At 30.8% G+C, this 24,343-nt stretch carries 20 protein-coding genes; 2 read left to right on the forward strand and 18 right to left on the reverse strand.

The features are described 5' to 3' along the window. Window positions 1-128: 128 nt before the first annotated feature. The 9 genes from nusB to L992_RS03735 all read right to left on the reverse strand — a co-directional run bounded on the left by nusB (window position 129) and on the right by L992_RS03735 (window position 9,308). Window positions 129-536 carry a transcription antitermination factor NusB gene (gene nusB, locus L992_RS03695; protein WP_047380360.1) on the reverse strand — a complete coding sequence of 136 codons (408 nt, stop codon included), beginning with the start codon at window positions 534-536 and terminating at the stop codon, window positions 129-131. A gap of 13 nt (window positions 537-549) precedes the next feature. Further along, on the reverse strand, window positions 550-762 hold the full coding sequence (locus L992_RS03700; protein ID WP_047380359.1) for a DUF2273 domain-containing protein: 213 nt from the start codon (window positions 760-762) through the stop codon (window positions 550-552). 11 nt (window positions 763-773) lie between these two features. After that, window positions 774-1,283, reverse strand: a complete 510-nt coding sequence (gene amaP / locus L992_RS03705) for an alkaline shock response membrane anchor protein AmaP (RefSeq protein ID WP_047380357.1) — start codon at window positions 1,281-1,283, stop codon at window positions 774-776. A gap of 54 nt (window positions 1,284-1,337) precedes the next feature. Beyond that, window positions 1,338-1,715 (reverse strand): Asp23/Gls24 family envelope stress response protein, encoded by a 378-nt coding sequence (locus tag L992_RS03710; RefSeq protein ID WP_047380355.1) that lies wholly within the window; start codon window positions 1,713-1,715, stop codon window positions 1,338-1,340. Between the two features lie 66 nt (window positions 1,716-1,781). Next, window positions 1,782-3,128, reverse strand: a complete 1,347-nt coding sequence (accC, locus tag L992_RS03715; RefSeq protein WP_047380352.1) for an acetyl-CoA carboxylase biotin carboxylase subunit — start codon at window positions 3,126-3,128, stop codon at window positions 1,782-1,784. 13 nt (window positions 3,129-3,141) lie between these two features. Then, on the reverse strand, window positions 3,142-3,555 hold the full coding sequence (locus L992_RS03720; protein ID WP_047394506.1) for a biotin/lipoyl-containing protein: 414 nt from the start codon (window positions 3,553-3,555) through the stop codon (window positions 3,142-3,144). A 77-nt stretch (window positions 3,556-3,632) separates the two neighbouring features. Then, window positions 3,633-7,049 (reverse strand): DNA polymerase III subunit alpha, encoded by a 3,417-nt coding sequence (locus L992_RS03725; RefSeq protein ID WP_047380348.1) that lies wholly within the window; start codon window positions 7,047-7,049, stop codon window positions 3,633-3,635. Beyond that, entirely contained in the window at window positions 7,046-8,239 is a 1,194-nt protein-coding gene (locus L992_RS03730; protein WP_047394508.1) for an MFS transporter, read from the reverse strand. Before L992_RS03730 ends, L992_RS03725 begins: the two co-directional genes overlap by 4 nt. Window positions 8,240-8,483: 244 nt before the next feature. Beyond that, window positions 8,484-9,308 (reverse strand): methyltransferase domain-containing protein, encoded by an 825-nt coding sequence (locus L992_RS03735; protein ID WP_047394509.1) that lies wholly within the window; start codon window positions 9,306-9,308, stop codon window positions 8,484-8,486. Between the two features lie 91 nt (window positions 9,309-9,399). Between L992_RS03735 and L992_RS03740 the strand changes: the two genes are divergently transcribed. After that, window positions 9,400-10,017, forward strand: coding sequence for a hypothetical protein (locus L992_RS03740; protein WP_047394511.1), 618 nt, complete (start codon window positions 9,400-9,402; stop codon window positions 10,015-10,017). Between the two features lie 27 nt (window positions 10,018-10,044). Here the strand turns inward: L992_RS03740 and L992_RS03745 are convergent, their stop codons facing one another. After that, window positions 10,045-10,314 carry an acylphosphatase gene (locus L992_RS03745; protein ID WP_047394514.1) on the reverse strand — a complete coding sequence of 90 codons (270 nt, stop codon included), beginning with the start codon at window positions 10,312-10,314 and terminating at the stop codon, window positions 10,045-10,047. 16 nt (window positions 10,315-10,330) lie between these two features. Then, window positions 10,331-11,554, reverse strand: coding sequence for a peptidase T (pepT, locus tag L992_RS03750; RefSeq protein WP_047380338.1), 1,224 nt, complete (start codon window positions 11,552-11,554; stop codon window positions 10,331-10,333). A 144-nt stretch (window positions 11,555-11,698) separates the two neighbouring features. Here pepT and L992_RS03755 point away from each other — a divergent pair, with 144 nt between their 5' ends. Beyond that, window positions 11,699-12,391: a pseudouridine synthase gene (locus tag L992_RS03755; RefSeq protein WP_047394516.1), complete on the forward strand. Its 693-nt coding sequence runs from the start codon at window positions 11,699-11,701 to the stop codon at window positions 12,389-12,391. A gap of 34 nt (window positions 12,392-12,425) precedes the next feature. Here the strand turns inward: L992_RS03755 and L992_RS03760 are convergent, their stop codons facing one another. The 7 genes from L992_RS03760 to L992_RS03790 form a co-directional block, all read right to left on the reverse strand. Further along, entirely contained in the window at window positions 12,426-13,670 is a 1,245-nt protein-coding gene (locus tag L992_RS03760; RefSeq protein WP_047380336.1) for a GntP family permease, read from the reverse strand. Window positions 13,671-13,682: 12 nt separating this feature from the next. Beyond that, complete coding sequence (locus L992_RS03765; protein WP_047380335.1) at window positions 13,683-14,834, reverse strand: glycerate kinase; 1,152 nt, start codon at window positions 14,832-14,834, stop codon at window positions 13,683-13,685. A gap of 85 nt (window positions 14,835-14,919) precedes the next feature. Continuing rightward, the gene (locus L992_RS03770; protein WP_047380334.1) at window positions 14,920-15,624 is read right to left on the reverse strand and encodes a radical SAM protein; all 705 of its coding nucleotides are present in this window, start codon (window positions 15,622-15,624) and stop codon (window positions 14,920-14,922) included. 64 nt (window positions 15,625-15,688) lie between these two features. Beyond that, window positions 15,689-17,602 carry a threonine--tRNA ligase gene (gene thrS / locus L992_RS03775; protein WP_047380332.1) on the reverse strand — a complete coding sequence of 638 codons (1,914 nt, stop codon included), beginning with the start codon at window positions 17,600-17,602 and terminating at the stop codon, window positions 15,689-15,691. A gap of 32 nt (window positions 17,603-17,634) precedes the next feature. After that, window positions 17,635-21,258, reverse strand: a complete 3,624-nt coding sequence (locus tag L992_RS03780; protein ID WP_047394519.1) for a hypothetical protein — start codon at window positions 21,256-21,258, stop codon at window positions 17,635-17,637. Between the two features lie 88 nt (window positions 21,259-21,346). Next, window positions 21,347-21,661 (reverse strand): thioredoxin, encoded by a 315-nt coding sequence (gene trxA / locus L992_RS03785; protein ID WP_047380328.1) that lies wholly within the window; start codon window positions 21,659-21,661, stop codon window positions 21,347-21,349. An 88-nt stretch (window positions 21,662-21,749) separates the two neighbouring features. Continuing rightward, complete coding sequence (locus L992_RS03790) at window positions 21,750-24,335, reverse strand: FAD-dependent oxidoreductase (RefSeq protein WP_047394521.1); 2,586 nt, start codon at window positions 24,333-24,335, stop codon at window positions 21,750-21,752. Window positions 24,336-24,343 lie beyond the last annotated feature (8 nt).

The raw sequence follows: 24,343 nt of genomic DNA on the forward strand, positions 1-24,343 counted from the left end.
TACAAATTAATAGCCAAGAAGGTAAAATATATATATTCAATTTTTACAATTTACACTAAATTTGGGAAACCCTCAAAAATTAAAAAAAGAGAGATGCTATCAGATTCTAATGGCATCTCTCTAATCTATTAATTATTTTTCTCTGCTACAACTTTTGCTAAAACTCCGTTTATAAATTCGTGAGATTTCTCATCTCCATATTTTTTAGCTAACTCTACAACTTCATTTACAACAATCTCTGCTGGAACATCTTCGAATAGAATTTCATACGTAGATATTTTTAATAACGCTTTTTCTACATTTCCAATTCTTTCTAAGCTCCATCCTGTTATATTATTTTTTAAAGTCTCTACAACTTTCTCATCGTTTAATGCCATACCTTTTGAGTATTTTACAATAAACTCCTTTTCATTTGTATTTAAGTTAGTTTCATCTCTTAGCATGTAATTCTCTAAAGTTTCGTCTATTTTAACTTCTGTTAACTCCGATTCAAAAACTATTTTAAATAACTCTTCTCTTGCTACTCTTCTACTCATTACTGTTTCCTTTCTAATCCTTTAATCTATTTAATATTTGTTTTTTTAACTTCTCCTGAAAATCTCTATCTCCTAGTTTATATCCTACAAACGCTAAAATCAATATAAATATTGTTTTTAAAACTCCATACTCAACTAAAAGAATTCCAGATATTAATCCTAGAACAGCATAAAGATATCTTTTAAAATTAAGAATAAAGTTTTCAATAATTTTTTCTAACATCATTTTTGCTCCTCCTATTCAATTACATCCCTTTTTATTGATAATCTGGAAATTTTTACCTCTATATAATCAACCTTTAAATCTAGTTTTTCTTCTAAGTTACTCTTTATTAAATTCTGTATATCTACAGTTTTTGTTGATAAATTATTATTTGAAATCATATCTAAATTTAATTTAATAAAGTATTTGCTACCTCTATTCCCACAATCGATTTTTAATCCCTTTATATCACTATCTCTTGATAGTATCTCTCTAATTAGATTTTTTACTGTATCTGTTGATATATGTACTGCACCATGTTCATTTTTTATAACATAATCTTTTTCTTTTGAAAATTTTGATAATAATTTTAATACTGATATACATATGTAAGCTAAACATATATTAAAAAACACTACTTTAAATATAAGTGAGCTTGTATCTATTGTTGAAAAATATTGTGGCATTGTTATATAACCAATCCCTGCTACAGCCATAGTAAATATTCCTATCCATGCAAAGAAAAATATTATTTTTTTTATCAAGAAACTCACCCCTGTAAGAAAGATTAGAGGCGTATCAAAACGCCTCTTTTATTATTATACTATCTCAATATCTTCGTGTCTATCCTCAAACTCTTCTGTTAAAATTTTAACATCTTGAACAAAAACATTTACCTCTACAACTTTTAAACCAGTCATTGTACTCACTGCTGTTAAAACACTCTTTTGAACATTTTGAGCTACTTCTGAGATTTGGTATCCGTATTCTACTATTATATAGATTTCTACGCTACACTCTTTCTCTCCTACCTCAACTTTAACACCATTTGTAAGTCTTTTCTTTCCTAGCATTTTACTAACTTCATCTGCTACTCCACCTGCTAGTTTATAAACTCCAGAAACATCTTGTGCTGCCTTTGCTGAAATCGTCTTTACTACATCATCTGCTATTTTTATATTTCCTAACTCGTTCATAAAAACACCTCCGTAGATATTATACCTATATTATTACATTTATTTAAATTTTTTCCTAGCTATTTATTAATTTTTTTCAAAATTTTCTTCAATAAACTTAGTTGTAACTTTTCCACTTCTATATACTTTATTATCTAGAACTTCTAAATGGAATGGAATTGTAGTATCAATTCCCTCTATAATAAACTCATTTAATGCTCTTTTCATCTTTTCAATTGCTTCTTCTCTAGTAATTCCGTGAACTATAAGCTTCCCTATCATAGAATCATAATATGGTGAAATCTCATATCCTGCGTATGAATGAGAATCAACTCTTACTCCTGGTCCACCTGGAACGATATAAGTTTCTAACTTTCCTGGTGAAGGTAAAAATCCAGCTGTTGTATCTTCTGCATTTATTCTGCACTCTATTGCATGACCAAATAACACAACATCTTCTTGAGATATATTTATTCTCTCTCCTTCAGCAACTTTTATTTGTAACTTAATTATATCTATTCCTGTTACCATCTCTGTAACTGTATGTTCAACTTGAACTCTTGTGTTCATCTCCATAAAGTAGAAGTTATCATCCTTATCCACTAAGAATTCTAAAGTTCCAGCTGAATCATAACTTATTGATTTAGCTAATTTTACTGCTGCTTCTCCCATAGCCTTTCTAACTTTAGAAGGTAACTTATAAGATGGAGCTTCCTCTATTAGCTTTTGATGTCTTCTTTGAATCGAGCAGTCTCTTTCTCCTAAGTGAATTACATTTCCATGTTTGTCACCTATAATTTGAATCTCAACGTGTCTAGGATTTTCAACAAACTTTTCTATATACACATCTGGATTTCCAAACGCTGATTCTGCTTCTGTCTGAGCTGCGATGATTTTGCTTTCTAACTCTTCTGGAGTTCTAGCAAGCCTCATTCCTTTTCCGCCTCCGCCCGCAGTGGCTTTTATCATAACAGGGTATCCGATTCTCTCTTCAACCTCTTTTCTTGCATCTTCTATGCTTCTAATTATTCCTGTTCCATTTGTCAATGGAACTTCATTTTCAATAGCAGTTTTTCTTGCTGTAGCTTTATCTCCCATACTTTCAATCGCTTCTGGACTTGGTCCTATGAAAGTTATATTATGAGTTTGACATATTCTTGCGAATCTAGCATTTTCAGATAGGAATCCATATCCTGGATGGATTGCATTTGCTCCTGTTATCTCAGCTGCAGCTAATATATTTGGTATTTTTAAATACGACTCTGTACTTAAAGGCCCCCCTATACATACAGCTTCATCTGCTAACCTCACATGTAAGCTATCCTTATCCGCTTCTGAATAAACAGCAACTGTTTTTATTCCAAGCTCTTTTGCTGCTCTTATAATTCTAACAGCGATTTCACCTCTATTAGCAATTAATATCTTTTTAAACATAAAATCCTCCCGATTATCTTGCTGTAGCCTTAACTTTTAATAAAACTTTACCATAATCAACTACTCCACCATCTTTTACAGTTATCTCTAACACCTCTCCAGCTACAGTTGCTTTTAAAGGAGTTTTTAGTCCCATTACATGGATATAACCTAAATCTTGTCCAACTTTAATTTTATCTCCAACTTTAACTGAATTTTCATAGAAATATTTTCCTATTCCTGTTGATAAGATATTTTTTACATTGTCCTCTTTTTTTGAAACTTCTTTAATCGGCTGTACAACCTCTTTTGGTACTACAACTTTTCTTTGTGGAGATTTCTTTATTTTTATTTTTAAATTTTCATTTTCCTCATAACTAATCTCTGTAAGTCCACACTCACTAAGTACGCTAATTAAATCTTCTATTTGAAACTCGTCTTTCTTCATAGCTCCTCCATCAGTTTTTTATCACTTATTTTAACATAATTTAAAAAATCATTCAAGGTTACATTACAAGTGTAATTTTATCTAATTACTATACTTTTTTCACCCAATAACTCTTCAATTTTTCTTATTAAAGTTGGCGTTATTTCTACAGTTATTTTAGAATTTTTAACCTCTTTATTACCATCTATGTCGATAGCAAAACTTAAAGGTACCTCTCCTTTACTATTTAAAAGAAGCTCTTTCAAACGACTATATTTATCTTTTGATTTTTCATTTATCAATATATACATCCGATTTCTTTTTGTAAATTCTATCGAATTCAGTGATTTTATATCTTTTACAACTATTTTTTTATTTTCATTTCCATTAAAATAATCTACCTGAACTGTTCCATCTATTAAAACGGCTTTTCCTTCTAAATCAATATTCATCAAATCTCTATACTCTCTTGGAAAGATTATTCCCGATATTTGTTCATAATAGTCCTCTAAAATAAAGGTACACATCGTTTCTTTCGTTTTTTTAGTGAGTATTTTTTTCACATCCCTTAGTATACCATAAGTTTTTACTGTATGCTGAGAATTTTCTAATTTTACCTCTGAAATCTTATTCATTTTATAATTTTTTAATAACCACTCATATTTATCTAAGGGATGAGCACTATAATAAAAACCTAAAAATTCTTTTTCTTTATCCAATTTTTCATCTGCTGTGAAATCAGATAGATCTGGTAAAACAAAATTTACCATTTCAGATTTCGCTCCACCAAATAGGTTCATCTGCTGAATATCATCCTCTTTTATCTTTTTATTAGCATAATCTATAACTTTTTCTATCGATTCTATTTTCTGTTTTCTATTTCCGGGAAGCGAGTCTAGTGCTCCTGAGTATATTAGAGCTTCTATATTTTTCTTATTTAAACCTTGCCCTCTCAATCTATAAATAAAATCTTCGTATCTTAAAAAATTTCCATTTTCTTCAAACTCAAATTTTATTTTTTCTGCTAAACTTTCTCCAACATTTTTTATAGCAGCTAAAGAAAATCTTATCCCGCCATTTTCAACTGTAAATTTAGAAACTGGATTATTCACGTCTGAAAGTTTTAAATCGATTTTATGAGCTTTCGCATCCTCTATATAAAATGCTACATTTTCAACATTACTTTTTTCTGATGTCATTATAGATGCATAGTATTCCTCTGGATAAAAATATTTAAAGTAAGCTGTCCAGTAAGCTATAAGAGCATATGCCGCTGAATGGGATTTATTGAATCCATATCCTGCAAATTTATCAATTAAGTAGAATATCTCCTCAGCTTTTTCTTTTGTATATCCATTCTCAATAGATCTCTGAACAAATTTCTCTCTATTTTCATCCATTATAGAAGCCTGTTTTTTTCCCATGGCTCTTCTTAATAAATCTGCTTCCCCTAATGAATAGTTAGCCATTATATTCGCTATTTTCATTACCTGCTCTTGATACAGAATAACACCATAAGTTTCCTTTAAAACTTTCTCTAAACTTTCATGTGGATACTTTATCTCCTCTAAGCCATTTTTACAATTTATAAAACTTTCTACCATTCCTGATCCTAAAGGACCCGGTCTATACAATGCTAATAAAGCTATTACATCTTCAAATCTTTCTGGTTTTAATTGAATCAAAATCTTTCTTATTCCTGTTGATTCTAATTGAAAGACACCTAGACTATCTCCTCTAGAAAGCATATCATAAACTTCTTTTTCGTTTAAAGATATTTTCTCTAAAGTTATATCTTTTCCTCTACTCTCTTTTATATACTCGATTGTTCTTTGAAGGTTTGTTAAATTTCTCAAACCTAAAAAGTCCATTTTTAATAGACCCAACTCCTCTAACTCTTTCATCTGATATTGAGTTGATACAGTATTATCTTTATTATCTCCATATAAAGGAACAACATCCATTAACGGATCTTTAGTTATTACTACTCCTGCAGCATGTATTGAAGCATGTCTAACTTTATTTTCTAATCTTTGAGATAAATCAATCAAATTTCTAATCTCAGAGTCTTCAGAATAAATCTCTCTCAACTCAGAATTTTCTCTCAAAGCTTCTGCTAACGTTGAAAATGCTGGGATCAACTTAGCTATCTTATCAACCTTTGCCAAATTTACATCTAAAACCCTCCCAACATCTCTCAAAGCTGCTCTAGCTTTCATTCTTCCAAAAGTTATAATCTGAGCAACTTTATCCTCTCCATACTTTTTAGTAACATAGTCTATAACTTCACTTCTTCTCTCTTGGCAAATATCTATATCTATATCTGGCATTGAAATTCTCTCTGGATTTAAAAATCTTTCAAAAATCAGATTATATTTTATTGGATCTAAATCTGTTATTTTCAATGCATATGCAACCAAACTTCCTGCCGCCGAACCTCTTCCAGGTCCAATTGGAATATTTTTACCTTTCGCATAAGCTATGAAATCCCATACAACTATAAAATATTCCTCATATCCCATTTTCAAAATAACTTCTAACTCATATTCTACTCTTTTTAATAACTCTTCACTTAGTCCTGCTGGATACCTTTCAGCTAATCCTTTATAAACAATCTTTCTTAAAAATTCAGCAGAATTTTTTACACAACTAGGTATTTCATATTTAGGAAACTTAAGCTCTCCAAATTCTAAACTCAAATTACATCTATCTGCTATCTCCTCTGTTGTATCAATTGCTTCGATATATTCATCTCCTAAAGAACTTATCATCTCCGCTCTACTTTTTAAAAATAACTCTTTTGTTTCGATCTTCATTCTATTATTATCTGCAACTTTTGCTCCAGTTTGAATACAGATAACTAAATCTTGAAGAACATGATCTCCTTCATAAACATAATGAGTGTCATTAGTTGCAGCACATTTTAAACCATGCTTTTTGGCATATCTATTTAGCTCTCTATTTAGTTCTATTTGACCTTCAACTCCATTACCTTGAAGTTCAATATAAAAATTTTCTTTTCCAAATATATCTATATACTCATTTATCTTATTATCTATAATCTCTTCGGGTTCATTTCCTAAAATAGCTCTAGATATCTCTCCCTGCATACAAGCGGATAAAGCAATTATCCCCTCACTATGTGCTTTTAAAAACTCTTTATCTATACGCGGTCTATAATAAAATCCCTTCAAAAATCCCGTCGATGATATCTTTAAAAGATTTTTATATCCCGTTAAATTTCTAGCTAATAATATAAGATGAAAATTCCGCCCCTCTTTCTTATCCATAGCAAATTCAGAAACATAAGCTTCTGTTCCTATTATCGGCTTTATTCCTCTACTCATTGCACTTTTATAAAACTCAATAGCTCCAAACATATTTCCATGATCTGTTATCGCCATTGCCCTCATATTCAATTCTTTAGCTCTATCTAAATATTCATCTATCTTTCCAACCCCATCTAGAAGACTGTACTCTGTGTGTAGATGCAAATGAACAAAATTTTTACTCATTCAATCCCTCCTCTTAATGGTTTTTTTTCTGCTTTAAAACTTCTATAAAAAATAACGGTTCCTATTAAATATAATATTACTGTTATATAATATGGCGCTGTATACGAAACATTTTCCATTAAATATCCAGCTACTATCATACTTAAGGCTCTTGTTGCATTAGATGACATAGATATAACACTACTCATCAAAGCTCTATTTTCATACTCTACAGTTTCTAGAGATATATTCTGAATAAGTGGTTGATTTAAATTCATTAATGTTGATCTTAAAAAAAATGATAAACCCATCACAAAAATCCCTTGCGGAAATGCTATCGAAATTAAAAATGGAATTGATAATAGCTGACAAACAACAACCGTCATTTCTCTTCCAAGAAGTTTAGATATATACGGTACTAAAAATCCCCCTAAAACCAACCCTAATTGTGATAACCCCATTATAATTCCAACTTTTTCATTATCTATATTAAGTGCGAATTTTAAATAGACACTGAAAAATGGGATTACTAAGCCTGCTCCAAATCCTATAACAGTATTGTAAACTACAAATTTCAATGCATTTCCACTCATTACCTCTTTAAAACCTTTAAAAAAATTTCTCTCTTTATTTTTTTTTAACTTATCAATATCATTTAATCCTAATAATGGATAAAATCCTAATAAAATTATAAAAACACATAGTAGATAAAGCAGTGGAATTGCCTTATCTATGGCAAAAATCTTTCCAAAAGTCTTAATCAAAATTCCTGCAAAATAACTTGCAAAAACCGTTCCCAAGCTTTGAACAATAAAATTCTTACTAAAAACCTTTACTCTTTCATTTTCAACTGAGTTTTCTATCAATAAAACACCAATTGATGAAAAAGGAAATCCATAACCTATTCCCATTAAACTAGAAAATATTTTTATAAAAAATGGATTTTTTATGAATCCAACTCCTAAAATACCTACTGACATCAAAGCTAAACCAAAAGAAATAGTTTTTTTCAAACCAACTTTTGAACTAAAGTACGCATTCAACATCGATCCAACAGCTATCGATAAACTTCCTAAAGATAAAACCTGACCAATAACACTTTCTCCATAGCCCAACGTTTTTATATGAATACCTGTAAATACATTATAAACCCCTAAAACTATCGACGATGTTAATAAATTAATAAAAATTATTCTTTCTATCTGTTTCAACTTTAATCCCCCCCTAAAATTGACCTAATATATTATACAATATAAATTTACAAAAAAAAATAGCAACAACCTATTTATTAAATACAAAAAAAAGAAACGGCCTTCTAGGGGGGATAGAAGGCCGTCTACAGGGGGGGATTAAATAATACTTTTATTAAGTATAAAGTCTTTTTTGTAATTAAAAACTTACTATTTTCTAATTACACTTTTTTGACGCGAGTCTTCTCAAAAAAGTTTTATTTTTTTATTTTTTTTCAAAAATATCTATATTTACCTCTACTGTTGTTTTTAATTTATTTAAAAGAAATAATTTCTCAACACCTTTTTGTGGACTTCTCCATCTATATGGTGTCATATTGAAAAGATTTTCAATACTCTCTTGCTCTAATATTTCTGTTTGATACTTTACATTCACTTTTTCTAAATGAGAGAAAATATTTAAATCTTCAATCGGTGAATAAAACTCTTTTCTAACAACATCATAAACTACCTCTTTCAATTCTAAAAGATGATTTTCTCCTGTCGAAACTATTATTAGCTTTCCACCTTTTTTCAAAGTTCTCATTTTTTCTTCTGGGATTATTTTAGCAAACATACATATTATAAAATCTAAAGATTCATCTTCTATTGGTAAAGAGCTTGCACTAGCAACAATCCATTCTATATTTTTATATGATTTTGCTGCAGATATAACAGCCTCCTTTGATATATCTATTCCCACTATCTCATTTTTTACACCTAGATCATTTAAAAAATTTTTTAATCTATTTGTGTAATAACCTTCTCCACAACCTATATCTAAAATTTTTATATCTTTCTTTTCTCCGAGTTCTTTTTTCACTATCTCATTTACTCCATTTGATATACCTTCATAATAACCTTTCTCTAAGTAGTTTTTTCTACTTAAAACCATCTCTTTACTATCTCCTGGAAGCTTACTATTTTTTTGATTAGACAATAATAAATTTACATGTCCAAATTTCGAGACATCAAAGTTATGATTTCCTTCACATATATATTTTCTTTCAATCTTTTGCATTTTCTTATTACAAACTGGACAAATTATCATTTTATATACCTCACTAATTTTTTTATCTTCTATATATTATATCATAGATTTTATGTTATAATATCTAAAAAATGATGGTGGTGATTATATTATGAAAGAAAACTTTTTCAACAACTTTATTGTTAATTTCTATGACAAAATTGAAACTGAATTCGAATCATTAATGAAAAAAGAAAAGGCAAAAAAACTATCTGTCTTAAATTTAGAGGTTGATGCTATCGACTATTTAGACGGTAGTAAAACTCCAATTATAGAAACAATAAAAGAGGGAGAACACGGTATCGAGATTTTTTTAAAAAATAAAGATATGGTTCCTTCGGCTTATAGCATTGAAGATATTTTCCATTCATTCTCTTTAGCTGTTTTAGCTGATAAACTTATAAAAAAAGATAGATATGTTAAAATTTTAGAAGATTTTTATGTGCAGTCTGAAGAATTAGTTAAAGATCACCTTAAACATTTAAATGTAAAAACTTTATCTATTACAGAGGATGAATACGAAGTTTTAGCTATTTCTAAAGCTTCTGGAGCATATAAAGTTGGAGCCGGAATTGTAAAAGAGATTTTCCTTAACAATGATAGAGTTTTCTTTAATATTGATGGATATGATGAAGAGCTTATAACAGCTCATATTGTTGAGTGTAGTGCTGCTGATTTAGCAATGCTTTTAAACAATATTCTTTTCCCTGAAAATGTAGAAGAAATATAAAAAAAAGCGATAGATTTCTATCGCTTTTTAATATTTACTTTTGAACTCTTCAAACTTTTCAGTATCCAAAATAGATTCCTCGATACTCGTAACTTTACTCATTATCGAACCTATTTTTAAATACTTTTTAAAGTTTTGAATAATAATATCCTCTCCCTGAGCAAAAACTTCCACGTCACCATTAGATAAATTTCTTACAACACCCTTAACTCCAAGTCTTTGAGCATTAAGCTGAGTAGTTATTCTATATCCAACACCTTGAACCCTACCTTTAACTAAAAAATGATATGTTTTCATTTTTCCTCCTCGAATACTATCTCGTCATAATTTCTACAATTTTTAAAATTACTTGTACTGATTTCTCCATAGATTGGAAAGGTATAAACTCAAATTTTCCATGGAAATTATGTCCACCTGTAAATATATTTGGACAAGGTAATCCTTTGAACGATAATCTAGCTCCGTCAGTTCCACCTCTAATTGGCTTTATAATCGGCTTTACTCCAACTTCTAACATAGCTTCTTTGGCTAAATCCACAATATGATAAACTGGTTCTATCATCTCTCTCATATTATAATAGCTATCTGTCATTGTTAAAATAAGCTCAGCATCAGAATATTTTCCTGCTAAATAGTTTACTGCGTTCTCTATCAAACTCTTCTTTTCTAAGAACTTCTCTTTCGAATGATCTCTTATTATATAATCTATCTCTGTTAACTCAATTGTTCCTTTAAAATTTGTTAATAAGAAGAATCCTTCATATCCTTCTGTATATTCTGGTCTTTCACTAACAGGAAGCATCGCATTTAATTCCATAGCTAATAACATCGCATTTATCATTTTGTTCTTTGAAGCTCCTGGATGTATATCTCTTCCTTTAATAACTATATTTGCTGAAGCTGCATTGAAATTCTCAAACTCTAATTCTCCAATTTCTCCACCATCAATCGTATATGCAAACTTTGCCCCAAATTTTTCTACATCAAATAGATTTGCTCCTCTTCCAATCTCTTCATCAGGAGTTATTCCTATTTTAATCTCTCCATGCTCAATCTCTGGATTATCTTTTAAAAATTTTAAAGCTGTCATAATCTCTACTATTCCAGCTTTATCATCCGCTCCTAAAAGAGTCGTTCCATCTGTTACAATTAAAGTTTGATCTATATATTTTTTTAACTCTGGAAAATCTTTAGTTTGCATAACGATATCTAATTCTTTATTTAAAACTATATTTTCTCCATCATATTTCTCTATTATTCTAGGTTTAACATCTGTTCCGTTAAACGATGGTGCTGTATCCATATGAGCTATAAATCCAATTGTTGGAATCTCTTTTTTCGAATTTGATGGTAGCGTCCCCATAATATATCCATTTTCATCTAATGATATATCCACTAATCCAATCTCTTCTAAATCTTTAACTATTACTTTAGCTAAATCCCACTGAATCTCTGTACTCGGACATGTTTTACTCTTAGCATCCGCTGTTGTATCAATCTGCACATATTGTAAAAACTTTTCTAATAAAAAACTCATCTTTCCTCCCAAAACCTCTTTATTGTTTAACATATATATAAATTAACATAATTTGTCCAAAAAAAATAGTCTCTTTTGCAAAAATATCAAAAATATGTTACCATCTTATGATAGAAAATAAAATTTGTGAGGTTGAAATTAAAGTTGAAATTAAGATTAGAAAAATACTTAGTTGAATGTGGTGTGGCTAGTAGAAGAAAGATAAAGAAAGCTGTTGCTGAAGGCAGAGTCACTGTTAATGGGTTAGTTGAGGTAAATGATGCAACTGAAGTTGAATGGGGAATAGATACCATTACTTTCGACGGAGTTATTCCTAAGAAAAAAGAACTAAAATACTATATTATGTATAAAGTTGCTGGTTACATAACCGCAATGGAGGATATGAATAAAAAAACTGTTGCTGAACTTCTCCCTGACTTTATAGATAAAAGATCTGTCTCACCTGTTGGAAGACTCGATAAAGATACTGAAGGACTTTTGCTTTTTACAAGTGATGGTGATTTAAGTTATACAATGGCTCACCCAGATAAAAAGATGGAAAAAACATACTATGTCGAATTAGATAGAGAAATTTCTGAAGAAGATATTTTAGCTCTTGAAACAGGAGTAAAATTAGATACTGATTATACATCTCTTCCAAGTAAAGTTGAGTATTTAACTTCTAAAAGTATTCATTTAACAATTACAGAAGGAAAATATCATCAAGTAAAAAAAATGCTTAAAGCTGTAAAAAATAAAGTTATCTATCTAAAAAGAGTTCAATTTGGAAATTTAACTCTCGACGGAATGAATCCAGGAGATGTAAAGGAAATTTTTAGAGAAGATATTGATATATAAAAAAGCTGGAAATTTATCCAGCTTTTTTTACACTCTATCCTATTACTAAATATGTTAAAAATGAAGATAAAGCTAATACAAATCCAATTGCAGATTCATACGGTATTAGCTTTAATCTCTCTTCTAATTTCATACTGCACGCTCCACCTGTACTATGGAAAAATGACCCATGAGGTAGATGGTCTAAAACTGTTGCTCCAGAGTTCACCATTGCCGCACCCCAAACAGCACTAACCCCTGCTGCTAAAATTGCACCCGAGAAAGTTGCTGATGCTATTGTTGCTCCTGCTGTTGTTGATGCCGTCGCTCCAGACATTAATGCCCCTGCTATCGGTGCAATAAGTCTATCGCTTATATTAGCTTTTCCTAACAGAGAAAGTATAACATCTTTCAATGTAGAGTTTTTAATTATTCCAGCTACCGTTCCTGTTCCTACTAAAAGAATTGCCACTCCAGACATTTTTTGAAGTCCATACTCCATAGATTCCTTTAATTTCGCTGTTTTTCCCATGAAAACTATTCCAACTAAACCACCTACTGGTAAAGCAATAAGAGGATCTACATTTATACCAGCTATCGGTCTTAGAGCCAGTAAAGTTATTGTCACAAGAGGTCCTACAATACTTCCAAAGAATGATGGCAACTCTCCTTTTTCTTCAATATTTTCTATCTCTATAACTTTTTCTCCTTTTTCAACCAACAAATTTGCTATTAAAATCGTTGCAATTAAACCTATCAATGCTGGAACTATATTTACCCACATAACTGACGAAAGTGAAGCCCCAAAATTTTCAGCTGATGCTATTGTATTCGGATTTGGAGATATTATATTTCCACATTTTCCTCCTCCAATCATAGCTAATAGCATGGCCATTTTTGACATTTTCAATCTTCTTGCTATAGCTAAAGCTATTGGTGACACTGTTATAACAGCAACGTCAATAAATACACCTATTGCTGTTAATATAAGCGCTGATAACGCAAGTGCTAAGATTGCTCTTTTTTCACCTAACTTATCTATTATTGTTTCCGCTATTTTTGTTGCTGCTTCTGTTTTTATAAGTATTCCTGCTAATATACCCGCTGTTAAGATTCTAACAATCGCTGGAGTAACATCCTTTACTCCACTTATCATTAAATTTACCGTTTCAGGAAGAGATACTCCTCCTGCTAACCCACCTATAACGGCTCCTAATATCAAGCTATATGCTGGATTAGCTTTTCTTATAATTAAAATTATTGCAATTATTAGTCCTAATACTGCTCCAAATGCTGTCATTTTTCCTCCCTACTACTTAGAATATTTTTTCTCACAAACTTTAATCAATCTAAATATCTCTTCTGAATTTCCTTTTACAAATTTATATGCGATCTCTTTTTTCATAGCTTCTTCTAATAAAATTGGATAATTTATTATTGAAAAGAAACTATCTATTCCTTTTTCATGAGTTTGAACAGCATCATCTGTTAATCCTCCAGCTAAAGCTATAACTGGTATATCAAATTTTTTAGCTATCTTTGCTACACCTACAGGAGCTTTCCCCATTGCTGTTTGAAGATCTAATCTTCCTTCACCTGTTATCACAAAATCTGCATTTGATAACTCTTGCTCTAATCCAACTTTTTCTAAAATCATATCTATTCCAGGAGATAATTTTCCGTTTAAAAATGCAACTAGTCCTCCTCCTAATCCTCCCGCAGCTCCTGCTCCAGAAAGATTTGATACATCGATTCCTGTTTCTTTTTTTATAACTTCAGATAAATCTTTTAATCCTTTATCTAAATCTTTAACCATCTCTTCTGTGGCACCTTTTTGTCTTGAATATATCTCTGCTGCACCTCTTGGTCCGTAGAAAGGATTATCTACATCACATGCAATTAGAAATTTACAATCATCTAGCTCTTTCATTTTTGATGATGAATCAACAAATCTAACTTTTGATAAAATCTCACCACCAAAACCTAATTCGTTTCTATTTTCATCTAAAATCTTAAAACCTAAAGCTTGAAGCATACCTAGCCCGGCATCATTTGTTGCGCTTCCTCCAATTCCTATGACAAATTCACGACACCCTTTTAATATAGCATCTTTTATCAATTCTCCAGTTCCATATGTTGTTGTCTTCATAGGATTTCTTTTCTCTGTTGGAATAAGTGGTAATCCTGAAGCTTCAGCCATCTCTATAACTGCAGTTCCATCTCCCATTATCCCATACTTTGATTCTATTTTTTCCATCAGCGGATTATTAACTAAAACTTTAACAATTTTTCCATCTGTTCCTTCTACTAATGAAGAAACTGTCCCCTCTCCACCATCAGCTATTGGAACTTTAACTATCTCTGCATCCGAATATACTTTTCTTACTCCTTCTTCTATTGCACTCCCCAGTTCAAAAGAACTTAAACTACCTTTAAAAGAATCTATCGCAATAACTACTTTCATATCTTCCTCCTAAATTAAATTTTTCGTATGTATTTTACTCTCTTCATTCTGTATATCCTTTTTCTAATTTTTTAGGAATAGATTATTACTGTTCAAAAACTCCTAGATCTTTATTGTCTATCAATAACTCAACTCTTGGATCATCTTGTAGATGAGCATACTTTTGAATAAACCATTTTACTAACTCTTCATCTCTTTTTACTTCAGTTCCATTATTTATAAATATATTTATTGTTATACTTTTAAAATATTTCAATCCTAGTTCGATATCTCTATCTATCATCTCTTTAGTTTGACCTTTAACACAGATTAGAAGACAAACAGAATATAATTTTTGACTTAAATCCTCTATTTCAACAGTTCCAACTTTGAAATTTTTTCCGTAAGAGTGTATTCTAAAATCATTATCAAATGTTTCCATTCCCATTCTAAATCTTATATCTATCCCTTTGAAAAACTCTTTAATCTCATTCAACCTATTTTTATATCCATAATAGATTTCAAAGTAAAGTAGTTTTATATTTTTTGCTAAAACAACCTCTCTTATCTTTTCTAAAGTTGATTCTGGAAGTTCAAATACAGAACCCGAATTAATAACCTCTAAGGCTCCAAATTCGCCTGTTACCTCTTCTAAAGTTTCTATATTCACTTTTTGAATCTCATCTAAATCTGTTGAGTTATCCTCTATATAGTTACAAAATTTACACTTTCCATACTTACAAGGCAATCCTTTTAACAAAACAATCTCTCTTTTATTTTTATTTTCAATCTTACTATATCTAATTCCCATTTCTCTCTCCTAATATATTTTTAAGTGGAAAAAGAGCAGGAAAAAATTCCTGCTCATAATTTAATTAGTTATTAAATTTTGGTGTTGCTTCGTCTTTTATCATCTCTACGAAGCTTTCTAATGACATTGACTCTTGGTTTTGAGAACCAAATCTTCTAATGTTCACTTCTCTATTTTCAACTTCATTTTTACCAATAATTAATTGTACAGGTACTTTATATTTTCCGTTAGCTTCTCTAATTTTGTATCCGATAGATTCAGCTCTTGTATCTATTTCAACTCTGATTCCTTCAGATTTTAATATTGATACTAACTCTTTTGCATAAGGCACAACATCATCGTTTATTGTTAATACCTTAACTTGACATGGTGCTAACCAAGTTGGGAATGCTCCTGCATAGTGCTCGATTAATATTCCCATGAATCTCTCTAATGAACCATAAACAACTCTATGAATCATTACTGGTCTATGCTTCTCTCCATCCTCTCCAACATAAGAGATATCAAATCTCTCTGGTAAGTTGAAGTCTAATTGGATAGTTCCACATTGCCAAGTTCTTCCGATAGCATCCTTTATTTTGAAGTCTAGCTTCGGACCATAGAATGCTCCATCCCCTGGATTTAATTTATAATCTCTTCCTAACTTCTTTAAAGCTCCCTCTAAAGCTGATTCAGCTTTATCCCAAATCTCTTGAGATCCAATAGCTTTTTCTGGTCTTGTAGATAACTCGATTGCATATTCGAATCCGAATAGCCCTCTGTAGAATTTATCTATTAAGTTTACTACTCCAATAATCTCATCTTCGATTTGCTCTGGAGTCATAAATATATGAGCGTCATCTTGTGTAAAGTTTCTTACTCTCATTAATCCATGAAGTGCTCCTGAGAACTCATGTCTATGAACGATTCCTAACTCTCCAGCTCTGATTGGTAAATCTTTATATGAATGCATTCCATGCTTGTAAACTAAAACTCCACCTGGACAGTTCATAGGTTTTATAGCGAATTCAGTTTCATCAATCTCTGATGTATACATATTCTCTCTATAGTTCATCCAGTGTCCTGAAGTTTCCCATAACTCTTTATTTAACATGATAGGAGTTTGAATCATTTCATATCCAGCTTTCTCATGCTCTCTTCTCCATAAATCTGTTAATACATTTCTCATTTTCATACCGTTTGGTAAGAAGAACGGGAATCCTGGTCCGAAGTCACTTGTAAAGAATAACTCTAACTCTTTACCTAATCTTCTATGATCTCTTTTTTCAGCTTCCTCTAAGAACTTTAAGTGAGCTTTTAATTGAGGTTCAGTTGCGAAAGCAAATCCATAGATTCTTTGTAACATTTTGTTATTAGAATCCCCTCTCCAGTAAGCTCCAGCTACTGACTTTAATTTGAAAGCTTTTAAGTAAGATGTAGATGGAACATGTGGTCCTCTACATAAATCGATAAAATCTCCTTGCTTATAGAATGTTAACATTTCGTTAGCTGGAATACTCTCGATTATCTCAACTTTATAAGTTTCTCCAAGGTTTTTGAAGTGCTCAATAGCTTCCTCTCTAACCATTTCTATTCTTTCAACTTTTATATTTTCTTTAACTATTTTTTTCATCTCAGCTTCGATTTTTTCTAAATCTTCATCTGTGAATTGATTTTCAGGATCGAAATCATAATAGAATCCGTTCTCTATTGATGGACCTATTGCAACTTTTGTTCCAGGGAATAATCTTATAACTGCTTGTGCCAATAAGTGAGCAGTTGAATGCTTTATGATCTCTTCTCCATCCTCTGTTTCTGGAGTTATGATTTCAATATTAGCATCTCTATCTAATACGTAGCTCATATCTACTTCTTTTCCATCTACTTTTGCTCCAATAGCTTTTTTAGCTAAAGAGTTACTGATTGATTTTGCAATCTCAAACATATTTACACTGTTTTCAAACTCTTTTATATCTCCACTTGGTAATATTACTCTCATGTTTTTCTCCTTTTCTATAAATATAAAATATTTTAATCCTCTAGATCATCTATCTTGATTCCATCAAATAGATATGTATCAGGGGATGTCTTTTTGTTTTTATCTGTTGTTGCTCCTAATCCAAAGATATTAGAATCTGGGAATGTTAACAATCTGAATTGAATTGCCATACTCCACTCGTAATCTTTGGTTCTGTATGAATAATCTCTTTCATAAGCCACTGCCCATTCATAGTATCCAAACTCTTTTCCTATTTCCACTCCAAATCCATCAAATGTGCTTCTTCCTGTTTCTTCAGGTTGTCCACTCAACTGATCATAGAATTTAACATAAGCTTTCGTTCTCCAACCTTCACTAGGTTTTCCAACTTTTGCATGTAAGCTAAACTCATGCTCTATCTCTGTATCTCTCCATTTTGCTGTATCTACATAGCTTTGGAAAGCTGATTTTTGGTTATAGACATACCCAAGTCCTATTCTATTGTATGAATAGAATAATCTTCCCTCTAACTCTTCTAAAGACTTTAGGTAGTCTCCAGTTTGTTCATATCTCTTATCATTTCTTTGCATCATAAGAGATGTGTGGAATCCTCTTTTATAATCTCCAAAATAAGTTCTATCATCCACAATTCTATTTAAATTAAATGTTCGAACTCTAGAGTTTTCTCTATCTTCTAAAACTTGTCTAATTCTATCAATCTCAACTTGAGATAGTTGATCTGGTGTCTTTTTATATTCTGAAGCTGCATATGAAACTAACTCTGCATCTGTAAATCTCTTATCCTTATAAGTATAAGCTAAATAAACTACATCTGAATTATAGTTTGATAGTGAGTTATTCCAATCTCCTGCATTTTTGTAATCTTCGTAGCTAGCTTTATAAAGATGCTCTACATCTCCACCAACTAAGTATGATACTGAGTAAGTTTTATTCTTAGTATTAATTACTTTTGCATTCTCTTCATCTCTTTCATCTTTTCCTTCAATATACTCTAAGTTTAACTTATTTTTACCAAAGTCATAAGTGTATCCATAGACATCTTCTCTGATTCTTTCTTCAGCATCACTTACACCTTCAATATTCCAAATACTAGAATCTATTCTACGATTTTTATAGTAGAAATAGTTATTAGAATATCTGTAGTTAGCACCATAGTTTTCAAATGTTAAATCGTTATGGTTCTCTTTTTCTGTGTTGTAATCTGTAAATCTTTTATCTATTCCATAATCTAAACCAAAACTATTCTCATCATCGATTAAGAACTCTAACTTTTGATTTAAGATTTCACCTTTTTTATTGTCATTACTTGCTCTTCTAACATCCTTATAATCAACCGTGTATATAGTTTGAGTGTTTCCTAAATCGAATGTTAAAGTATCTGATACTTCATTTACATTTTCTTTATGGAACATTCTTCTATCACTAGTCATCTTAGAATCAGAATCGTAAGAATAGTCTTGATACATATATGTCAATCTATTATTTAAAGCTAGATCTGTAACTCTATCTCTGTTATCACTATTATCAAATAGCGTCACATTATGAGCAAATCCAGCTCTAACTCTAGTTGATTTATCCTCTGTTGATAACTCTTTTGATTTTTCATCATCATAACCTTTGTCATACTGATCGAATCTAAGGTTTCCGTATAACTCTAAATCTCCTAAAGCACCTAAAGAAAGTTTTTCATTAGATAATCCAACTTCATAGAAATCTGATTCATTTACATAAACTCTATACGCTTCTCTACCCCAAGGAGTATCAAAATCAGAGTATGTATAGATTCCCTCTCTATCCCAAATCTCCTCTTTAGTGTTACCACCAGCTACAGTAAACTTATAGTTATCATACATAAAGTCTATGTACCCTCTATTTTCTGTAGTTTTATTATAGATTATATTCTCATATCTGTTGTATTGAGTATCTCTATAATTTTTTGTTCCTGGATTTAAAATATTAGTCTTACTATTTCTATATAATGCTTTTTCTCTAAATGGATCACTTTCAAGACTTAATTTGTGTTCAAACTCACTATAATCATATCCAACTTTATAGAATACATCTTTATATAGGTGATACTCTCCCAGTGAAGTTTTTAAGTTTTTGCTATCATAGATATCATATTGTGAAACTGTCCAAGGAGTATAATCAAACTCTATTCCATAGAAACCTTTTCTATTTAATTTACTGAAATTTGGGTCTCTTTCCCAAGAGTTTAACTCTCTAAACTTATCTCCAGATTTATCATCATAAGATATGAAAATCTTATTCTCTTTATCATTGAAATTGAATCCAAAGTTTTCAGCTCTCGATTGTAAATCTTTTTTAGTCGATCCCGGATCCATATCATAAAGGTAGTTATAATAAGCACCCATCGAATATCTTTCATTCTCTTTTTGAATTGAGATATCACTTGTTAAATCATAGTCTGCTGAAGCTCCGTAATCCATATCGTCTAATTGCTCTGCAACAATAACACCGTAAGCTTTTTTATCTGATACTAAATTTAACTTCGCCTTTAAGGTTATATCATTATTGCTTCCTAAATTTGTTAGCTCTGTATCTAAATTATAGAATCCTAAACTTCCACCCTTATCAGGTATACCATCTATATATTTCCAACCGTTATTGGTATTTTCTTTTCCACGGAAGTAGCTATCTATTCCATCATCCATAGTTGAAATCATATTGTATGTTGCATTTTGATAGTTCAGATTTAAATATCCATTTTCTCCTGAGTAATTATGAGTATAATTTACATCCCATCTATTGAAGTTTCTTTCAATCTCATCTTCATCAGCTTTTTTATGTACAAGCCAATCATTTATATTTAATTGTCCACTTCCATAACTACCTAGGTCATACCAATTTTCCATTCTTCCAATTAAAAGACCGATTCTATCTCCAAACTTTGGTGAAATTCCACCTTTAAACTTACTGTCTTTATCTCCCCAAAGTACTCCTGATGTTATATACCAACCATAATCATCATCTGATCCCCAGCTTGGGAATAAAGGTACTTCCGATCCTTGTCTTATATTAAATCTATACCATGGTAATGAAAATGGGATTATATCTGTATCTCCAATAAATAAATCAGTATTTCTAAAAGTTACCTGTTTATCAGGCTCTATTACAATTGTATCTGATTGCAAATGGTATCCAACTTCTGAAGGGTTTCTCGTTTCAATAATTTTAGGATCAGTTGTAAACCAAGCATTTCTTAAATAGGTTTTTCCATTTAAATATTCGGTTTTATCTCCACCGAAATATATTCTATCGTTTGGTTTTTCTGCTCCTGTAATCTGACCAACCTCTAGATATCCAAAACTTTTTCCAAAGCTTCCAGTATTTCCTTCAGTATCAAACTCTCCGTTAGATGAATCTATCTTTAACTTTCCGGTCGGTTCATCCGCCTCTAAGAAAAATTCTCCAGGAACATAAGCTCTATTTCTTTCTCTATCTACTCTTACTTCAAAAGCTTTTAACTTTAAAGATCCATATCTAACATTTACTCCATCTGTTGAAGTCATAGTATTAGAGTTTAAATCTATTTCAACTTCATCCTGTGTATCTTTAAGCATCTCAGTTTGTGCTTTTAAACTACTCATTGCAACAACCATTAATGCTAAAATCAAATAGATTTTCCTTTTCATTAGCCCTCCCATTTTCCCATTTTATGTTAAGTTCAATTATACCATAAAACAAAAAAGGTTGCCAGTAGCAACCTTTTTATTTATTATTTTAATAAGAATTCAATTTTTCTAAAAGCTCTGATTTTTGTCTTAATCCAACGATTTGATCAACTTTAACTCCATCTTTAAAGATAATCATTGTTGGGATACTTCTAATTCCGTAATCTCCAGCTAAATCTCCACTTTCATCTACATTCACTTTACATATCTTTGCAGAAGTTTCTCCTGAAAGCTCTTCTAAAATTGGAGCTAACATCTTACAAGGTCCACACCAGTCAGCCCAGAAATCCACTAATACAATTCCTTTTGATTCTGTTACTTCACCTTTAAAATTTGAATTATTTAAACTTAAAACTTTTCCCATTTTTTCCTCCTTAACACGGAAAATCTTCCTTTAAATTGTAGTTGTACTTTAACATACCTAACTATTTTTGTCAATTTTAATTTCTTACCTATTTATAGAACTTTTTTAAAAGATTTCCTTTTTTCTCTTCATCTTTTAATCCTTTTATGATTACTATTCCTTTTTCCACATCACCAATTAAAATTCCAGACATTAATTGAGAATTTTTAAAATTTAACTTTTTATAGATTAACTCTTCAAATATTGTTTCAGAAACTGAATCTCCTGTTTCTAAAACTCCTCCTGCTGAAAATATTTTTGTACCCATGCCTTCAAAAGTTACCGGTTGAATTTTATCTTCATATCTTTCATCTATTCCTAAAGCATTTAATGCGGCTACTTTTCCTTGATCTGATGAGATTTGCCAAAGTCCAATTATATTTCCTTTATACTCAGCAACATCTCCACATGCATATATATTTTCTTTAGAAGTTTGCATTTTTTCATCAACAACAATTCCTCTATTAGTTTTTATATCTGCAGATTGAGCCAACTCTTTGTTTGGAGTAATTCCAGAACTTATTATTACAATATCCGCTTTCACAAACTCTCCATTATCTAGATAAATTCCTTCAACGTCATTCGTACCTTTAAATCTTTCCGCTTTAGAGTTTTTGTATAATTTTACGTTACTTTTTTCTATACATTTTTCAAAAATCTTTGATCCATCTTCATCAAGTTGTCTTGGCAAAATTCTCTGCATCATCTCTACAACGGTAACTTCTAATCCCAACTTTTGTAATCCGCATGCTGATTCCAACCCTAAAACTCCTCCACCTATAACAACAGCTTTTTTCTTACCAATACAATAATTTTTTATCTCATCAACATCATTTTTATCTCTAACAGTAAATATACCTTTAAGATGCGAATTCCCTATACTAGGAATCATTGCTTTTGCTCCAGTTGCTATTATTAATTTGTCATATTGTACTATGCCTTTAGATGTTTTTAATCTCTTACTCTCATGGTCTATATTTTCTACAACTGTATTTAATCTTACTTCTATTTTTTTATCTTCGTACCATTTCTCATTTTTTACTAAGAATTTATCCCTTTCAATACTTTCCCCTATCATTTCTGATAAAAGGGTTCTATAGTATGGATATTCATTTTCATTGGATAGGATTGTTATTCTCACATCTTCACTTCTTTCTCTAGCTGCTTTAGCTGCTGATAATGCCGCAACTCCTCCTCCAACAATAACAATCATATCATCCGTTTCAACTTTCTTTAACTTCTCCTCTATTGGAGATGGAACAAAGAATTCTTTTCCAACACCACAAGCTGGACAAATATCTGGTGCGTCAATCTGATTGTAACTTTCACCACAAACTGTACAAGTCCACTTCATAAATTTTCTGTCTGGATTTAGATTTTCTACTTCCTCTGCCACAATTTTTTCTGGAATAGTTTTTAAAAACATATGCTTTGCAAAATTCTGTCCAAACTCGAAAGCTGAATCTAACTCTTTTCTTGATGCTCTAAAATTAATTTTTATTCCATCGATAACGTTCATTCGAAGTTGATTTAATCTATCTAAAATATTTGGAACTGCTTCTCCGCTCCATCCATAACTTCCAAAAGCTGAAACATATTTTCCACCGTGAACAATTGGATTTAAAGATGTTAAAAGATTCCAAATAACTGGGAGTGTATCTCCATTTATCGTACAACTTCCAAATATTATTCCATCAGCCCATTGAAACTCTCTTAAAATTTCACCTTCTAATTTTCCAAAATTCTGTACATCCAAATCATAACTTTTTACATCTACTGTACTGTTATAATCTTTTATCCCTTTTTCTATCTCTTTTGCTAACTCTCTTGTGTATCCATAAGCTGTAGCATAAGGAATTATTACACTTTTAAATTCATTTGGATTTTTTACTGTTGACCAATTTTTATATGTTTCAATAACTTTATCTATATCCACATCTAAAACTGGTCCATGACCAGGTAAAATCATCTCTATCTTTAAATCTTTTATCTTTTCAATACCCTCTAAAACATATTTTCTAAATGGCGAGAAAATACACATATAATAATATCTTAAGGCAATCATATAATCTCTTTTTTTCTCTAATGGTAACTTTGAAAGCAAAATATCGTCAAAGCTATAGTGTGAACCAAAAGAGTCACACGTGACTAAAACTTTATCCTCTTCAACATATGTATAGATTGAATCTGGCCAGTGCAAAAACGGAGCTGAAATAAATTTCAAGGTTTTATCTCCTAAAGAGATTTTATCCCCGTGTTCTACAATAATATGAGGAAACTCTTTATTTAAAATTCCTTTTAAAAATTCAATCGTATTTTTTGATCCTACCACTTTTGCATTCGGAGCTAAATCTAATAATTTTCCTACGGATCCCGAATGATCAGGTTCTGTATGGTTTAAAACTATATAATCTATCAACTTTATATCATCTAAACATGTTTTGAGTCTCTCTAAAAACTCATTGAATTTAATCTCTTTTACTGTTTCAAAAATAGCAATCTTTTCACTACCTTTTAATAGATAAGAGTTATAAGTTGTTCCAAACTGAGTTTCCATTATTACATCAAAAACTTTCAAATCAGGATTCAGTGATCCTACCCAATAGATATCATCTTTCAATTTAAAAGAGTTCATAATCCCAC

It is taken from the genome of Cetobacterium sp. ZOR0034 (genome assembly GCF_000799075.1).
Lineage (GTDB): Bacteria > Fusobacteriota > Fusobacteriia > Fusobacteriales > Fusobacteriaceae > Cetobacterium_A.

Coding starts and splice junctions, on each gene's coding strand:
- nusB (WP_047380360.1), bottom strand. CDS start 536: ATGAGTAGAAGAGTAGCAAGAGAAGAGTTATTTAAAATAGTTTTTGAA.
- L992_RS03700 (WP_047380359.1), bottom strand. CDS start 762: ATGATGTTAGAAAAAATTATTGAAAACTTTATTCTTAATTTTAAAAGA.
- L992_RS03710 (WP_047380355.1), bottom strand. CDS start 1,715: ATGAACGAGTTAGGAAATATAAAAATAGCAGATGATGTAGTAAAGACG.
- accC (WP_047380352.1), bottom strand. CDS start 3,128: ATGTTTAAAAAGATATTAATTGCTAATAGAGGTGAAATCGCTGTTAGA.
- L992_RS03720 (WP_047394506.1), bottom strand. CDS start 3,555: ATGAAGAAAGACGAGTTTCAAATAGAAGATTTAATTAGCGTACTTAGT.
- L992_RS03725 (WP_047380348.1), bottom strand. CDS start 7,049: ATGAGTAAAAATTTTGTTCATTTGCATCTACACACAGAGTACAGTCTT.
- L992_RS03735 (WP_047394509.1), bottom strand. CDS start 9,308: ATGATAATTTGTCCAGTTTGTAATAAGAAAATGCAAAAGATTGAAAGA.
- L992_RS03740 (WP_047394511.1), top strand. CDS start 9,400: ATGAAAGAAAACTTTTTCAACAACTTTATTGTTAATTTCTATGACAAA.
- L992_RS03745 (WP_047394514.1), bottom strand. CDS start 10,314: ATGAAAACATATCATTTTTTAGTTAAAGGTAGGGTTCAAGGTGTTGGA.
- pepT (WP_047380338.1), bottom strand. CDS start 11,554: ATGAGTTTTTTATTAGAAAAGTTTTTACAATATGTGCAGATTGATACA.
- L992_RS03760 (WP_047380336.1), bottom strand. CDS start 13,670: ATGACAGCATTTGGAGCAGTATTAGGACTAATAATTGCAATAATTTTA.
- L992_RS03765 (WP_047380335.1), bottom strand. CDS start 14,834: ATGAAAGTAGTTATTGCGATAGATTCTTTTAAAGGTAGTTTAAGTTCT.
- L992_RS03770 (WP_047380334.1), bottom strand. CDS start 15,624: ATGGGAATTAGATATAGTAAGATTGAAAATAAAAATAAAAGAGAGATT.
- thrS (WP_047380332.1), bottom strand. CDS start 17,602: ATGAGAGTAATATTACCAAGTGGAGATATAAAAGAGTTTGAAAACAGT.
- L992_RS03780 (WP_047394519.1), bottom strand. CDS start 21,258: ATGAAAAGGAAAATCTATTTGATTTTAGCATTAATGGTTGTTGCAATG.
- trxA (WP_047380328.1), bottom strand. CDS start 21,661: ATGGGAAAAGTTTTAAGTTTAAATAATTCAAATTTTAAAGGTGAAGTA.
- L992_RS03790 (WP_047394521.1), bottom strand. CDS start 24,335: ATGAACTCTTTTAAATTGAAAGATGATATCTATTGGGTAGGATCACTG.